General features: G+C 67.6%; 9 protein-coding genes. 7 read left to right on the top strand and 2 right to left on the bottom strand.

Annotation, left to right across the window (positions count from 1 at the left end):
* The first annotated feature begins 102 nt into the window (after positions 1-102).
* From VGI12_02430 to VGI12_02420, 3 genes are read left to right on the top strand one after another with little or no spacing between them, the layout of a single operon-like run.
* Positions 103-4,608, top strand: coding sequence for an ATP-binding protein (locus tag VGI12_02430; protein HEY2431500.1), 4,506 nt, complete (start codon positions 103-105; stop codon positions 4,606-4,608).
* A 12-nt stretch (positions 4,609-4,620) separates the two neighbouring features.
* The gene (locus VGI12_02425) at positions 4,621-4,995 is read left to right on the top strand and encodes a response regulator (protein HEY2431499.1); all 375 of its coding nucleotides are present in this window, start codon (positions 4,621-4,623) and stop codon (positions 4,993-4,995) included.
* Positions 4,996-4,999: 4 nt separating this feature from the next.
* Positions 5,000-6,568: a SpoIIE family protein phosphatase gene (locus VGI12_02420; protein ID HEY2431498.1), complete on the top strand. Its 1,569-nt coding sequence runs from the start codon at positions 5,000-5,002 to the stop codon at positions 6,566-6,568.
* A 503-nt stretch (positions 6,569-7,071) separates the two neighbouring features.
* Here the strand turns inward: VGI12_02420 and VGI12_02415 are convergent.
* Both VGI12_02415 and VGI12_02410 read right to left on the bottom strand, forming a co-directional pair.
* Complete coding sequence (locus VGI12_02415; GenBank protein ID HEY2431497.1) at positions 7,072-8,214, bottom strand: citrate synthase; 1,143 nt, start codon at positions 8,212-8,214, stop codon at positions 7,072-7,074.
* Between the two features lie 54 nt (positions 8,215-8,268).
* On the bottom strand, positions 8,269-9,765 hold the full coding sequence (locus VGI12_02410) for a cellulose synthase family protein (GenBank protein ID HEY2431496.1): 1,497 nt from the start codon (positions 9,763-9,765) through the stop codon (positions 8,269-8,271).
* Positions 9,766-9,853: 88 nt separating this feature from the next.
* Between VGI12_02410 and larB the strand changes: the two genes are divergently transcribed.
* The 4 genes from larB to VGI12_02390 form a co-directional block, all read left to right on the top strand.
* Positions 9,854-10,615, top strand: a complete 762-nt coding sequence (gene larB, locus VGI12_02405) for a nickel pincer cofactor biosynthesis protein LarB (protein HEY2431495.1) — start codon at positions 9,854-9,856, stop codon at positions 10,613-10,615.
* A 120-nt stretch (positions 10,616-10,735) separates the two neighbouring features.
* On the top strand, positions 10,736-13,258 hold the full coding sequence (locus tag VGI12_02400) for a Smr/MutS family protein (protein HEY2431494.1): 2,523 nt from the start codon (positions 10,736-10,738) through the stop codon (positions 13,256-13,258).
* A 24-nt stretch (positions 13,259-13,282) separates the two neighbouring features.
* Complete coding sequence (gene dnaG, locus VGI12_02395) at positions 13,283-15,058, top strand: DNA primase (protein HEY2431493.1); 1,776 nt, start codon at positions 13,283-13,285, stop codon at positions 15,056-15,058.
* Between the two features lie 47 nt (positions 15,059-15,105).
* A partial coding sequence (locus VGI12_02390; GenBank protein ID HEY2431492.1) for a sigma-70 family RNA polymerase sigma factor occupies positions 15,106-16,541 on the top strand: 1,436 nt, incomplete at its 3' end.

The following is a 16,541-nucleotide window of genomic DNA, read 5'->3' as shown; positions in this document are numbered from 1 at the left end:
GCCACTTTTGCGCCGTTTCCGGCGGCTTCTCGGGATCAAGCCATCACCATGCGATAGAATCCACGCGCAATCCTCGACATCCGGCCCGCTGGAGTGGCCTGCATGATCCGAACGAGTTACGTGGCGCTGCTGGCGCTGCTGTCATTACCTGCGTCCAGCCTCGCCCAAACGGCCACGCCTCCGCCCGCGTCGCCGGGAGCGGCGCAGAGCCCCGAAGCTGGCCAGCCATTCGTCCGGTACTACGGACCTCTCGACATCGGCGGCGGCGACCAGACGTGGTCCATCACCCAGGGGCGCGACGGTGCGATGTACTTCGCCACCAACCGCGCGGTGCTCGAGTACGACGGCAGCCGCTGGCAGCGTTTCGGCGTCGGCGCCGGCGCGACGACTCGTGCGGTGGCGATGGATGCCGACAACCGCCTCTGGTACGGCGCCGCCGCCGACTTCGGCTATTTCACAGCCGATGCCTCGGGCACGCTGAAACCCGTGTCGCTCGCCGGCCACGTGCCGAAGGACGTCGCGTTCGGCGACGTCTGGCGCGTGTTCGTCACCGATACCGGCATCGTCTTCCAGTCCGAGCGCGCCATCTTTCGGTGGGCCAACGAGACGTTGACCGTCATCAGACCGGCGTCGCGCTTCAGCCGGGCCTCGATGGTCGATGGCAGGATCTTCGTGGCGACGCCGGAATCGGGCCTGACGATGCTCAAGGGCGATCACGTCGAGCCGGTGCCCGGCACGATGGCGCTCGCGACAGAACCGTTTCCGATCGTCCTGAAGTACGACGACCACCATCTCCTGCTCGGCACTCGCGCGGGGGCCTTCGTCCTGCACGACGGCACCTCGGCCATGCCCTTTCCGCTGTCCTTTGGCGGCCAGCTGGGACAGGCCTACGTCTATCGCGCGGCGTCCCTTCCCGACGGCTCGTTCGCCATCGGCACGATCGGCGCCGGCCTGTTCGTCTTCGGCCACGATGGCCGCCTGCGCCGCCATCTCGACGCGCGCAACGGCCTGAACGATTCGACGATCTATTTCATCACCTCCGACCGCGAAGGGGCGCTGTGGCTCGGTCTGGCGCAGGGGGTGGCGCGCGTCGACATGACGTCGGCGCTCACCCACTTCGACGAGCCGGGTGTGCAGCGGCTGCGCCGGATCGGCGGACGCCTCTATGCCGCCCTGGGCGTTGGCGCCGCCTACCTGCGTCCGGCCGCGCCGGACGGCTCCTCACCGGCGGCGTTCGTCAAGCTGCTGCCCGCCTCGGGCCAATGCTGGGACTTCGCATCGCGCAGCGATCCGGCGACGCCCTCGAACACCAGCACCATCCTCGGCTGCACGACCACGCTGTGGGAGGTGCGCGGCGATCAACTGGTGCCCACCTTGCACCACGACGATCTCTCATTCAGACCCTCCGCCTTTACCGAGTCCAAAATCGATCCGACCCGCGTCTGGGTCGGCCAGTTCGACGGCCTCTCATCGCTCCGCTGGGTCGGCGGACGCTGGATCGACGAGGGGCGCATCGACGGAATCGGCGAACAGCTGCGGACGCTGGTCGAGAGTGCGGACGGCACGCTGTGGGCGGGCACGCAGTCGCAGGGCGCCCTCCGCGTGCGCTTCGCCAGTCCGCCGGTCGCGGGCGTCCCGCGCCCGGCCGCCTCCGTGGACACGTACGGCACGAAAGACGGCCTGCCCGCAGGCGGCATCGCGATCATCGCCGTCGACGGCCTGCCGCTGTTCAGTGGCGGCCTCGAAGACAACCAGATATTCGCGTTCGACACGGCCGCGCGGCGATTCGTCCGCCAGACCGACTTCGATAACGTCGTCGCCGTCAATCCCGCGGCAGGCGGCTTCTTCGAGACCGACGGCCACGCGGTATATGCCAACGCCGGCCGTGAGACCGCCGTCTTCACAAAACAGGCGGGCGGACACTGGAGTTCCGAAAAATCGACCTTCCAGCCGCTTGGCCGCGCGCTGCTCAGCGGCCTCGTCGCCGACCCGCCGGGCGTCGTCTGGCTGGCGTCGGGCGACGGTCAACTCATCCGCTTCGACATGAGCCTGGCGCGCTCGCAGCCGACGCCGTTTCCGGTGTCGATCAGCCGCGTCACCGGCACCGACAGCCGCCTGCTGTTCGACCTCAGGGGCTCGACACGGCCCCCGCTCTCGCTGGCGTCGACCTCCAACAGCCTGCGCTTCGAGTATGCGGCGCAGACCTATCTCGACGAGGAGGGCCCGGAATACCAGACGCGCCTCGACGGCTTCGACACGGAGTGGTCGGCGTGGAGCCATCAGGCGTTCCGCGAGTACACGAACCTCGGAGCCGGCTCCTACACGTTTCGCGTGAAAGCGCGGAACTCGGCGGCGGCCGGCGCCGCTGAGGCGCCGTTCGCCTTTGCGATCCTGCCGCCGTGGTACCGCACGTGGTGGGCCTACGCGGCCTACGCACTGCTGGCGGGGCTGGGGCTGCTCACGCTGACGCGCGTCACGCGCGGCCGCGCGGTGGCGCGCGAACGCCAGCGGTCGCAGCTCACCGAGGCCAAGCTGCGCGCCGACGCCGCGGAATCGCTGGCCCAGACCGAACGCGAGGGCAAGAAGAACGTCGAGCTCCTGAGCGAGATCGGCCGCGAGATCACCTCGTCACTCGAGATCGAGACGATCTTCGGCAAGCTCTACGAACACGTCAACCAGCTCGCCGACGCCGACGTGTTCGGCGTCGGCCTCTATCGCCCGGACCGGCACGAGATCGAGTACCGGCTGGCCATCGAGAACGGCAAGCGCTACGCGCCGTATACGCGCGATACGACCGATCCCAACCAGCTGCCGGTGTGGTGCATCGATCATCGCGAGCCGGTGTTCATCAACGACGTCGTCGCCGAGCACGGCCGCTACATCGCCAGCTACCGCGAGAACAGCCAGGCACTCGAGGACGGCTCGATGTCGCAGCAGCCGCAGTCGCTGATTTATCTCCCGCTGGTCAGCAAGGACCGCGTGCTCGGCGTCATCACCATCCAGAGCCTTCGCAAGAACGCCTATACCCCGCATCACCTCAACGTGATGCGCAGTCTCGCCTCGTATACGGCGATCGCGCTCGACAACGCCGACGCCTATCGCCAGCTCAACGAGCACGAGCACGAGATCCGCCGGCTCTTCGAGGAAGCGCAGAAGGCGCGCGCCGTTGCCGAGGAGGCCGACGCCGCCAAGAGCGCGTTCCTCTCGACGGTGAGCCACGAGCTGCGCACGCCGCTCACCTCGGTGCTCGGCTTCGCGAAAATCATCAAGAAGCGCCTCGAGGATCGGATCTTCCCGATGATCACCAACCCGGAGCCGCGCGTCGCCCAGACCATCCGCCAGGTCGACGACAACCTCGGCGTGGTGATCAGCGAAGGGGAGCGCCTGACCAAGCTGATCGACGACGTGCTCGATCTGGCGAAGATCGAGGCGGGCAAACTCGAGTGGCATATGGAGCCGGTCAGCGTCGCCGAGGTCGTCGAGCGCGCGACGACCGCCACGGCCTCGCTCTTCGAGCAGAAGGGGCTTCGGTTGGCGAGCGAGGTCGCGCCGGGACTGCCGGCGATCGTCGGCGATCGTGACCGGCTGATCCAAGTGGTGATCAACCTCGTCTCGAACGCCGTCAAGTTCACGCCGGCCGGCACCATCACCTGCCGCGCCGCGCGGCGCGGCGGCAACATCGTCGTCAGCATCACCGACACCGGCGTCGGCATCGCGCCGGCCGATCAGCCGAAGGTGTTCGAGCGGTTCAAGCAGGTCGGCGACACGCTCACCGACAAGCCGAAGGGCACCGGCCTGGGTCTGCCGATCTGCCGCGAGATCGTCGATCACCACGGCGGCCGCATCTGGGTGGAGAGCGTGCCGGGCCAAGGCAGCACCTTCAGCTTCTCGCTGCCGCTGCCCGCGGCCGCGGCCGCCGACGCCAGCACTCCGGTCGAACTGGCAGCGCTCATCCGCCAGTTCCGCGACGAGGTGCTGGTCAGCACGCCGCAGTCGGGCGAGCGGCAGTCGCGCATCCTGGTGGTCGACGACGACCCGAACATCCGCGAACTCCTGACCCAGGAGCTGACCGACGCCGGCTACCAGGTGCTGTCGGCGGCCAACGGCCGCGAAGCGCTGACGGTCGTCCGCCGCGAGCGGCCGGACCTGGTCGTGCTCGACGTCATGATGCCGGAGATGAACGGCTTCGACGTCGCCGCGGTCCTCAAGAACGATCCGCAGACGATGGACATTCCGATCGTCATCCTGTCGATCGTCCAGGACCGTGAGCGCGGCTTCCGGCTGGGCATCGACCGCTATCTGACCAAGCCGATCGACACCGACCTGCTCTTTCGCGAGGTCGGCGCGCTCATCGAGCAGAAGAAATCGCACAAGCGGGTGATGGTCGTCGACGAGGACGCCTCGACGGTCAAGACGCTCACCGACGTGCTGACGGCGCGCGGCTACACCGTCGTCGAGGCGCGCGGTGGCGACCTGATCCAGCGCGCGGTCGCCAGCCAGCCCGACATCATCCTGCTCAACGCGCTGTCGCCGGCCCAGGCCGACGCGGTGCGACTGCTCCGCTTCGAAAAGGGCATGGAACACGTGCTCTTCCTGGTCTATCAGTAGAGGACCATTTGCATGGCGACGATTCTGATCGTGGACGACGAGGCGCATCTGCGCACCCTGATCCAGCAGACCCTGGAGGATCTCGAGGACGAAGGCGTCGAACTGCTGACCGCGGCGAACGGCGAGGAGGCGCTGGCCGCCATCGAGTCGGCGCGGCCGCAGCTCGTCTTCCTCGACGTGATGATGCCGAAGATGAACGGCTTCGACGTCTGCCAGCGCGCCAAGCGGGATCTCGGCCTGACCGACGTCTACGTCGTGCTCCTCACCGCCAAGGGCCAGGAGTTCGATCGCCAGCGCGGCCAGGAAGTCGGCGCCGATCTCTACATGACCAAGCCCTTCGACCCCGACGCCCTGCTGCAGAAGGCGCGCGACGTGCTCGGTCTCTGAGGCGATGGCAGCCGCGCCGCTCCGCGCCCTGCTCGGCAAGGCGGGCCAGACCCGGACGCTGGTGTCGACGATCGCCGACGCGCTCGCCGCGCCGGTCGCCATCGAGGACGCCGACGGCCGCGCCCTGTTCGGAGATCCGCTGGCCAGCGCCGCGGCGCGCGTACCGGTGGTCGTCGGGGAAACCCACCTCGGATGGGTCGCGGGCGGCGATCGCGCCGCCGCCGTCGCGGCACTGGTCGCGCATCTGGCCGGACGCGAGTCCGAACGCCACGCGCTCGGCGCCGAAGTCCTGCACCTCTACCGCGAAATCAATCTGATCTACTCGTTCTCCGAGAAGCTCGCCGCCCTGCTCGACCTCGAGCGCGTCGCCGCGCTGACCCTGCAGCAGGCCCGCCAGATGATCGTGGCCACCGACGGCGTCCTGATGCTGGTGGCCGAGGATGGCGAGACGCTGGCGCGCGTCGCCGGCTTCGGCGACGAACCGGAGCTGGGCGGATTCCGCCGCGGCCGCGGCATCATCGGCGCGGTGGCGGCGAGCGGCAACGGCGAGATCGTCAACGACGTCGCCGATGATCGCCGCCGCGCCGTCGACACCACCGGCATCCGCGCCGTCGTCTGCGCGCCGCTGACCGTCGGCGAACGCATCATCGGCATCATCGCGCTGGGCAGCACGGTGCCGATGGCCTACACCGCCGCGCAACTCAAGCTGCTGACGACGCTCGGCCTCCAGGCGGCGACCGCCATCGAGAACGCCCGGCTGTTCGAACGCGCGATGGAGTCGGCGCGCGAACGGGAACGCCTGTTGGCGCTCAACCAGCAGACCGAGCTGGCGCGGGCGAAGCTGCAGAGCGAGCTGACCGTGGCGTCACGCATCCAGGCCGATCTGTTTCCGTCGGAGTTGCCGCAGGCGGCCGGCTACGATCTCGCGGCGCGCAACCGCGCTGCCCGCTACTGCGGCGGCGATTACTACGACGCCCTCGTCACCGCCGACGGCGGCGCTGAGCTGCTGCTGTGCGTGGCCGACGTCGCCGGCAAGGGGCTGCCGGCGGCGCTGGTGATGAGCAACATGCAGGCGACGCTGCGGGCGCTGGCCGGCGGCGGCCTGCCGCTGCCCGAGCTGGCGCAGCGCGCCAGCGATCTGCTGTTTGCGGCGACCGCTCCGGAGAAGTACGTGACGGCGGCGCTGCTCAGGATCGCGACCGCCGACGGCAGCCTGCGGTTCGTCGGCGCCGGGCATCTCGATAACGTGATCGTCCGAGCCGACGGTTCGATCGTACCGCTGGCATCGACCGGTCTGCCGCTCGGGTTGATGGAGGGCGGCGGTCCCTACACCGAGACGACGCAGACGCTGGCCGCCGGCGATCTCGTGGTGCTGTATTCCGACGGTGTCACGGATGCGCAGAACGGCGACAGTGAGGAATTCGGCGAGTGCCGGCTCTATGAACTGCTCGCGCGACACGCGGGCGCCTCACCCGACGTCGTTGCCGACGCCGTGCTCGCGGCCGTGGATCTGTTCGTGGCCGGCGCGCCGCAGTTCGACGACATCACCATCCTGGTCCTGCGCCGGCGGTAGGCGGCCTGAGGCGGACCTGCCCGAATGCGCGAGCGGACCTGAAGGTCCGCGCTACGTCACCCGCCCCGCCGAATGCGCGAACGGACCTGAAGGGCCGCGCTACGTCACCCGCCCCGCCGAATGCGCGAGCGGACCTGAAGGGCCGCGCTACGTCACCCGCCCCGCCGAATGCGCGAGCGGACCTGAAGGGCCGCGCTACGTCACCCGCCCCGCCGAATGCGCGAACGGACCTGAAGGTCCGCGCTACGCCACCCGCCCCGCCGAATGCGCGAGCGGACCTGAAAGTCCGCGCTACGCCACCCGCCCCGCCGAATGCGCGAGCGGACCTGAAGGTCCGCGCTACGTCACCCGCCCCGCCGAATGCGCGAGCGGACCTGAAGGTCCGCGCTACGCCACCCGCGCCGCCGGTCGCGGCGAAGGCGACGTTGTTGATCGAGGTCGCGGCCGAAAAGCCACCGCGGGCTTGCTCCCCTTTTCGTAGCGCGGGCCTTCAGGCCCGCCGCCTACCGCTGATCGATCGGCAGGAACGTCTGCGGGTACGACGGACCGATGTAGTCGGTGCGCGGGCGGATCAAGCGGTTGTTCTTGTATTGCTCGAGGCAGTGGGCCGTCCAGCCCGAGACCCGGCTCACCGCGAAAATCGGCGTGAACAGATCGATCGGGATGCCGAGCGTGTAGTAGGTCGACGCCGAGTAGAAGTCGACGTTCGGATAGAGCTTCTTCTCGCCGGTCACGAGTTGTTCGATGCGCTGCGACATCTCGTACCAGTGCGTGTTGCCGGCGCGCTCGCCCAGCTCCTTCGACATGCGGCGCAGGTGCGTCGCACGCGGATCCTCGGTGCGGTAGACGCGGTGGCCGAAGCCAGGAATCTTGATCTTCTTGGCGAACTTGCCGCGGACGGCCTCGTCGATACGCTCCGGCGGGGCCTCCGGCCCGATCTCGATGAGCAGGCGCATGACGTCGGCGTTGGCGCCGCCATGCAGCGGCCCCTTCAGCGCGCCAATCGCGCCAACCACGGCCGAGTAGATGTCGGAGAGCGTCGCCGCAATCACGCGGCCGGCGAACGTCGACGCGTTCAGCTCGTGATCGGCGTGCAGGGTGAGCGCGATGTCGAACGCGTGCACCGCCAGCGCGTTGGGCCGTTCGCCTTTCAGCATGTAGAGGAAGTTGGCCGCGTGGCCCAGCGCCGGATCAGGCTGGATCGGTCCGCCGCCCGTCTGCAGCCGCCCGCAGGTGGCGACGATGCTGGCCATCTGTGCGGTGAGGCGTACGGCCTTGCGGTACTGGGCCTGCGGGGAGCTGTCGTTGACTTCCGGATCGTACTGGCCGAGCGCGGAGATCAGCGTCCGCAGCATGTCCATCCCGTCGGACGGGGGCAGCTGCTTCATCAGTCGCAGGATCGGCTCCGAAACCGGACGCGCCGCGGCGAGCTGCGACTGCAGGTCGCCGAGCTCGGCGCGGGTGGGCAGCCGTCCGTGCCAGAGGAGATAGCAGGTCTCCTCGAACGTCGCGCCCTGGGCCAGATCGTGGATGTCGTAGCCGTAGTACGCGAGAACGCCGCGATTCCCGTCGAGATAACAGATCGACGAGGTCGCGGCGACGACGTCTTCCAGCCCTGCCTTCGGCTTCGCTTCTTCTACCGCCATGACCGGATCATATCAAGTCGCGGGAGCGGGGCAGGGGAAAGGCCCCTGGCGGGCCTACTTGGCGATTTCCGGCGACATTTCTTCGCCTCCGGAGAACTGCTGCAGGATCGAGAGGAGTCCCGTGTAGAGGAAGCCGACCTGGAAGAGCATCAGGAACGGCAGCGTGCCGTAGATCTGGTTGATGAGGGCGTAGAACACCGTACCGGTGAAATACAGCCCCAGCGCCAGCTCGATCAGCGACTGCACGCCGACCTTCTGCTGGTACTTCTTGCCGGCCCACTCGTCGCTCTGGCGTTCGATGCCGTACTTGGGCGTGCGCGCGAACTCGCTTTCCTTGTGGAACATCGCCTCGAGCACCGCGCGTGTGTTGTTCACGCACAGGCCGATGCCGATCGACATCAGGAACGGCAGGTACTTCAGGCGCGACCGCCAGTCGGCGTGCAGCTCGCGCTGCGACACCATGTAGAAATTGAAGAACGACATCGTCGCGGCGAAGAACATCGGGATGTCGATGAGCAGCATCTCGGTCCAGCCCATGTTGTACCGGACGTACATGGCCGGGAACATCAGCACCGAGAGCGCGCACATCAGCAGGTAGTTGAAGTTGGCGGTCAGGTGGAAGAACGCCTCCACCTTCACCTTCAACGGCTGCTTAGAGCGCAGGATGCGCGGCAGCAGCTTCATGCACGTCTGGATCGACCCCTTCGCCCAGCGGTGCTGCTGCGACTTGAACGAGTTCATCTCGACCGGCACTTCGGCCGGCGAGACGACCTGCGGCAGGAATACGAAACGCCATCCGACCAGCTGCGCCCGATAGCTGAGGTCGAGATCCTCAGTGAGCGTGTCGTGCTGCCAGCCGCCGGCCGCATCGATGGCGGCGCGCCGCCAGATGCCGGCGGTGCCGTTGAAGTTGAAGAAACAGCCCGAACGGTTGCGGCCGCCGTGCTCCAGGATGAAATGCGCGTCGAGCAAAATCGACTGCACCTTGGTCAGGAGCGAATAGTCCTGGTTGATGTGTCCCCAGCGTGCCTGCACCATCCCGACCGTGGCGTCGGCGAAGTGCGGCAACGTCCTCATCAGGAAATCTCGCGGCGGAATGAAGTCGGCGTCGAAAATCGCGATGTAGTCGGCCTTGGCGGCTTTCAGGCCGGCCTCGAGCGCGCCGGCCTTGTAGCCGGTGCGATCCACGCGGTGCAGGTACTGGATGTCGAAGCCGCGCGCCGCGTGCCGGCGGACTGCGAGCTCGGCGATGTCGGTCGTCTCGTCGGTCGAGTCGTCCAGCACCTGAATCTCCAGCCGATCCCGCGGATAGTCCATTTCGCAGACCGCGTCGATCAGCCGGTCCGCCACGTACATTTCGTTGTAGATCGGCAGCTGGATGGTGACGCACGGCAGATCGGCGAGCGGCAGCGGCGCCAGAGCCGGCGGGACCCGCTCCCGGTTTTTCATGTATAGATAAACCAGGTAGTAGCGATGCCAGCCGTAGATCGCCAGAATGCTCAGGACGAAAAAGTACAGAACGAGGATGAGTGTCTCAGTCAGCGACGGCATATGAAGGGATCAAGGGCACAGGCAGTCCAATCGATGATGTTATGGTCCAGCTCACGGCAAAGTCAAACATTTTGAGCAACTTGGCGCAATGAACCGCCAGCAGCTCCGCACTCTCCTCGACGACGTCCGGTCGGGCGGTACCACGACCGAGGCGGCCCACGAGCAGCTCCTTCAATTCCTGCGCCAGAGCCCCTTCGAGGACCTGGGGTTCGCCCGCGTCGACCATCATCGCCAGCTCAGGCAGGGATTCCCCGAGGTGGTGTTCGGCCAGGGGAAAACACCCGGACAAATCGCCGCCATCGGGAAGACCCTCGTCGGCGCCGGTCAGAACCTCCTGGTGACACGCACCGTCGCCGACGCACACCGCGCCGTCGCGTCGGAGGTGCCTGCCGCGCGCTTCCACGAGGTCGCCCGCTGCATCACCTGCGAGGTGCACCCCGCCCCGAAAGGACACGGCACCATTGTCATTGCCGCCGCCGGCACCGCCGATTTGCCGGTCGCCGAGGAAGCGGCCGTCACCGCGGAGATTATGGGCAATACGGTCGACCGCGTGTATGACGTTGGTGTGGCGGGGCTGCATCGGCTCCTCAAGGAGCACGCCCGCCTCACGGCCGCCCGCGTAATCGTCGTCTGCGCCGGAATGGAAGGAGCCCTGCCCAGCGTCGTGGCCGGGTTGGTGGACGTGCCTGTGCTGGCCGTGCCGACCAGCGTCGGCTACGGCGCCAGTTTCGGGGGATTGACCGCGCTCCTGGCCATGCTCAATTCCTGCGCCACGGGAGTGTCGGTTGTGAACATCGACAACGGCTTCGGTGCGGCCGCCATCGCCTCATCGATCAACCACCTGGGGTGATGTGGAAATGTGGAGATGTGGAAATGTAAAAATGTGAACATTTCCACCTTTCCACATCTCCAAATTTCCACATATACTTGAGGATTGCGCTTCGCCCCGGCGCAATCCCCTGTCGCATCCATGCACGCTGGAGCGCTGAAGGCGCTGGAGTTCGATCGGATCGTCGACGCCGTCGCCCGGCTGGCGCAGACGCCGCCCGGCGCGCTGCGTCTGGCGGCGCTGCATCCCGCCGACGCCGCAGACGCGGTTGCAGCGGCGCTGGCCGAGACCGCTGAAACGGCGCGGTTCCTCTCCGGCAGCGGCGAGATCCTGCTCCGCGCGCCGGCGGATCTCGACACGATCCTGACGGCGCTCGCCGTCGAGGGACGCGCTCTCGAGGCCCTGCAGCTGCTGGGACTCTCGACCCTTCTCGCCTCCATCGACGTGACAGTCGGCGGCATACGCCGGCAGCAGGCCGCCTTTCCCCTGCTCGCCGCCACGACCGAGCACGCGGCCGGCTTCGATCGGGAATCCGCCGATGTCCGGCGCAAGATCGATCCCGCCGGCGAAGTGGTGGACGATGCCAGCCCGGAGCTGAGGAGCCTGCGCGACCGGCTCCGCAAGCAGCGCGCGCGTCTGCGCGGGACGCTCGAATCGTACCTGCGCGGCAAGGACACGTCGAAGTACCTGCAGCAGCAGATCGTCACCGATCGCAACGGCCGCTACGTGCTCGTCGTCCGCGCCGAGCATCGGACGGCGATTCCGGGAATCGTCCACGGCAGCTCGGCGACCGGCGCGAGCCTGTATCTCGAGCCGCTCAGTACCGTCGAGATCAACAACGACATCGTGGCGCTGGAGCAGCAGGAGCAGGAGGAGGTACGGCGGATCCTGCTGATGCTGACCGACGCCTTCCGCCAGCGCGGCGCCGATCTCAATTGCACCATCCAGGCGGCGACGGCGCTCGACGTCCTTCAGGCGAAGGCCCGCTACTCGCTGAGTATCGGGGGAATCGAGCCGCGCCTCTCCGTCGCCGTGAGCGAACGAACGGCGGGGTCCGCCTGGGCGGGGGCCGCCGGGGCGAAGCCCGGGTCCCAGGACGGGCGCCTCGAGCTCCGCGGAGCGCGGCATCCCTTGCTCGTCACGAAGTTCGCCGGTTCGGCGGGATCGGGCCGGCCCGCTCCGGCGAAGGATGTCGTCCCTGTCGACATCCTCCTCGTCCCGCCTGCGCGGGTCCTGGTGATCACCGGCCCGAACACCGGCGGCAAGACCGTGACGCTGAAGACCGCCGGCCTGCTGCCGCTCATGGCGCAGGCGGGGCTGCTGATTCCGGTCGCCGCGGGATCGCAGGTGCCGGTCTTCCGGAGCGTGTTCGCCGACATCGGGGACGAGCAATCGATCGCCGAAAGCCTGAGCACGTTCTCCGCGCACATCGCCAACATCGTCGCCTCCGACCGGGCGCTGGTGCTGCCGGCGCTCGTCCTGCTCGACGAAGCCGGCGGCGGCACCGATCCGAACGAGGGCGGCGCGCTGGCGACGGCGATCATCGACCAGTTCCGCCAGCGCGGCGCGATGGTGGTGGCGACCACGCATTTCGACGTGCTGAAAACCTACGCGTCGACCACCCAGGGCGTGAGCTCGGCGGGCTTCGGCTTCAACCCCGAGACCTTCGCCCCGACCTACCGCCTGCACTACGGATCGCCGGGCAGCAGCCTGGCGCTCGAGATCGCGACGCGTCTCGGCCTGCCGGCCGCGATCATCGAAAAGGCGCGGGCACAGCGCACGGCCCGCGAGGCCCAGCTCGCCGAACACCTGGCCAAGGTGGAGCGCGAGGTCCAGTCGCTCGATCACGAGCGCCGGCTCGTGGCGCGCGAGCGGCAGATGCTCGAAGCGTCGCAGGCGAAGCTGCAGGGGCGCGAGCACGACCTGCGCGATCGCGAGGAGACGTTCCGGCGCCGCCTCGATCAGAAGCTCGACGAGCGGCTGCGCGAGGCGCGCCGCGAGATCGACGCCGTGGTCGACGCGTTGAAAGCGCGAACCTCGTCGATCGCCGCCGACGCCGAGCGGCGCGCTGCGCGGCTGGTGCCGACCGGCGAGATCGGCTCGGCTCGGGCCGACGCGCGCGCGGCGATCGAACAAGCCGGCAGCAAGGCGCGCGAGGCGTCGAGCGGTCTGAGCGCGGCGCCCGTGGCCCCGGCCGGCCCCCAGCGGCCCGCGGCGGTCGGCGACAGAGTGGCGGTCGGCCCGCTCGGACTCGAGGGGGTCGTCCAGTCGATCCACGATCATCAAGCCGAGGTGGACGTGCGCGGCAAGCGCATGCGCGCGCGCGTCGACGATCTGCGCGTGCTGGCTGGTGGCGGCGGCACTCCACCGAAGCCGCAGGTGCGCGTCCACGTCGAACTGGCGCGGCGCGACGCGGCAATCGCCTCCGAGATCAACGTCATCGGCGCCACCTCTGACGATGCGGTCGGCCGGGTCGAACGGTTCCTCGACGAGGCGGCGATCGGCGAGCTCAGGAGTCTGCGGATCGTCCACGGCTACGGCACCGGCGCCCTGCGGCGCTCGATCGCCGAATTCCTGCGCGAGCACCCGTTCGTCTCGCACTTCGGCCCGGCCCCCAACAACCAGGGTGGCGGCGGCGTCACGGTGGTGGAGCTGAAAGAATGACGCCCCCGCCACTCCAGAACTAGGATGCCGCTTTTCCCCGCCACCTTCGTCGACGAGTTGAAGTCGCACCTGGACATCGTCCAGATCGTCGGCGAACGCGTGCACCTGCGGAAGGCCGGCGGCGCGTCGTGGAAGGGGCTGTGTCCGTTTCATGGCGAGAAGACGCCATCGTTCGTCGTCCACGGCGACCGGCAGTTCTTCCACTGCTTCGGCTGCGGCGCGACGGGCGACGTGTTCGAGTTCGCCAAGCGGATGGACACGCTGACGTTCCCGGATGCCGTCCGCCAGCTCGCCGGGCGTGCCGGCCTGACGGTGCCGGAACCGGAAGACGCCAAGGCCGACGCCGAGAGCGCGCGCGAGCGGGAAGCGATTCTGAAGGTGCACGAGGTCGCCGCGGCCTGGTTCACCGCGCAGCTCCACGCCCCCGTCGGACGGGCCGCGCTGCGGGTCGTCGGCGAGCGCGGCATGACCGGCGAGACCATCGAGCTCCTGGGGTTCGGCTACGCGCCGAACACCGGCCTGCGCGCGCACCTGCTGCAGCGCGGCTTCGCCGATCCGCTGCTGATGAAGAGCGGGCTCGTCGTGCCGCGCGACGGCGGCGAGCCGCGCGACCGGTTCCGCAACCGGCTGATGATCCCGATTCACCGCGATACGGGGACCGTCATCGCCTTCGGCGGGCGCGCGATGGAAGCGGGCCAGGAACCGAAGTACCTCAACTCACCGGAGACGCCCATCTACGTCAAGGGGCGGACGCTGTATGGCCTGAACTGGAGCAAGCCGGCAATCGCGCGGCTGAAGTTCGCCGTCCTGGTCGAGGGGTACTTCGACTGGGCGCAGGCCTGGCAGGCGGGCATTCAGAACGTCGTGGCCTCCTCAGGGACGGCCCTGAAATCCGCGCAGGTGAAGCTGCTGCAGCGGTATGCCTCCAAGGTGGTGCTGAGCTTCGATCCGGATGCGGCCGGCCAGAAGGCGGCAGCCGAGACGTCGGAACTCTTTGTGACGGAGGGTTTTCAGGTGAACGTCGCCGTGCTGCCCGCCGGCGATGATCCCGATAATTACATCCGCAAGCAGGGGGCCGCCGCCTACCAGGAACAATTGCGGGCGTCCCGACAGTATCTGGATTATCTGCTCGATCGGTCGGCGGCCGCCGAAAACCTGTCAACGGATGAGGGGCGTCGGTCGTTCCTAGGGAAGATGCTGGCGGTGGCGGCCCGGATTCCCGACGCGGCGCAGCGCGACCAGTTCGCCGATCGGCTGTCCCACAAGGCGAGGATTACGGAAGAGGTTGTCAGGGCCGAGATTCGGAAGGCGGCCGTCCTGCGGCAGACCGACGTCGCGCAGGTGGAACGCCGGGTCCCCGCGCTGGGTCAAATAAAGGTGGCCGAGCGCGGGCTCATCTGGGGTCTGATCCGTGAGCCCGCCAAGGCGATGGCGGCCATTGCTGAGCTGGAAACCGAGGATTTACAAGGATTAGCGACCGCTTCCATTCTCGGGCAGGCCCGATCCCTGCACGCCTGGGAGCCGGCCGCGATACCGGAAGCGCTGTTCGAGCGTCTAAACGAAGGGGAAACCGCGGTGGTTCAAAACATTGCGGCGGACAAGCGGGCTCCGGCCGAGGTGTCTGATTGCGTCGGCACCCTGCGCAAACAACGACACGACCGGGAGCGGGCGTTCATCCAGCAGGAAATCGACCGGCTGCAGGAGAGTCCGGCAGGGCGCGACGGCGAACGTTTGAACGAATTGCTCAGAAAGAAGGAAGCGCTTCAGCGGATCGGTCATACTGAAGGGCTCGCGCACTAATATTACGCGGCCCGGACCGCGAGGTCCGGTGTCAGGAGGACACGGCGTTGTCGATTGAAGAAAAATACGACGAGGTACGGCAACTCATCTCCATGGGCAAGGAGAAGGGCTATCTCCTCTACGACGAGGTCAACGAGCTGCTGCCGGCAGACATCACCTCGTCCGACGAACTGGACGATCTGTTCAGCACGTTCGGGAGCGCCGGCATCGAGGTCGTCGATTCCGAGAAGACCTACCGCGAAGAGAAGCTGCTCGATCGGACCGGCGAAGGCGCCGAGGAGCTCGAGCTCGATCTGACGCCGGGCGCGCTCGACAAGACGAACGACCCGGTGCGCATGTACCTGCGCGAGATGGGCACCGTGCCGCTGCTCACCCGCGAAGGGGAAGTCGAGATCGCCAAGCGCATCGAGCGGGGCAAGCTGGCGGTGATCAAGTCGATTTCGCGCACCCCGACGATCGCGCGCGAGATCATGAAGATGGGCGATCAGCTGCGCAATGACGAGCGCAGCATCCGCGAGCTGGTCACCTTCATCGACGACGAGCTGACCGACGAGAAGATCGACGACCGCAAGAAGCAGGTCCTGCGCCAGATCGACAACGTCCGCAAAGCCTGGCAGGCGGCCGAGAAGTGCAAGGAGAAGCTCGCCGACACCGCCAAGGGCTCCACCGCGCGGGAGAGAAAGAAGTACCGCAAGGTGCGGTGGGAGTCGATGCGCGCCCAGATCGAGGTCTCGCGCCTGATCCGCAAGATCGAGTTCACCGAGACGATCAAGCGGCGCATGATCGAGCAGATCAAGGACAAGGTCGCGGCCGTCCAGAGCCTGCAGCGGCAGATCGCCTACATCGAGCGGCAGCTGACGATGAAGAACCGCCGCCCCAAGCTCAAAGAGGACGACCGCAAGAACCTGCAGAAGCAGCAGAAGGAGCTGAAGCTGCAGGTCAACACGATGGCGGCAGAACTCGAGGAGAAGCCCGAGCAGCTGCTCCGCACGCTCGAGACCATCTCGAAGGGCGAGGCACAGGCTGAGCAGGCGAAGAAGGAGCTGGTCGAGGCCAACCTCCGTCTCGTCGTCTCGATCGCGAAGAAGTACACCAACCGCGGCCTGCAGTTCCTCGATCTGATCCAGGAGGGCAACATCGGCCTGATGAAGGCGGTCGACAAGTTCGAGTACCGCCGCGGCTACAAGTTCTCGACCTACGCGACGTGGTGGATCCGCCAGGCGATCACCCGCGCCATCGCCGACCAGGCGCGGACCATTCGCATCCCGGTCCACATGATCGAGACGATCAACAAGCTGATTCGTACCTCGCGAGCGCTGGTGCAGGAGCTCGGCCGCGAGCCCACCTCGGAAGAGATCGCGCAGCGGATGGACATCCCGGTCAGCAAGGTCCGCAAGGTCCTGAAGATCGCGCAGGAGCCGATCTCGCTCGAGACGCCGATCGGCGAGGAGGAAGATTCGCATCTTGGCGACTTCATCGAAGA

Source organism: Vicinamibacterales bacterium (assembly GCA_036496585.1).
Taxonomy (GTDB): domain Bacteria; phylum Acidobacteriota; class Vicinamibacteria; order Vicinamibacterales; family 2-12-FULL-66-21; genus JAICSD01.
Note: the sequence above shows the minus strand (reverse complement) of the source record. Positions and strands in the feature narration are given on the sequence as shown.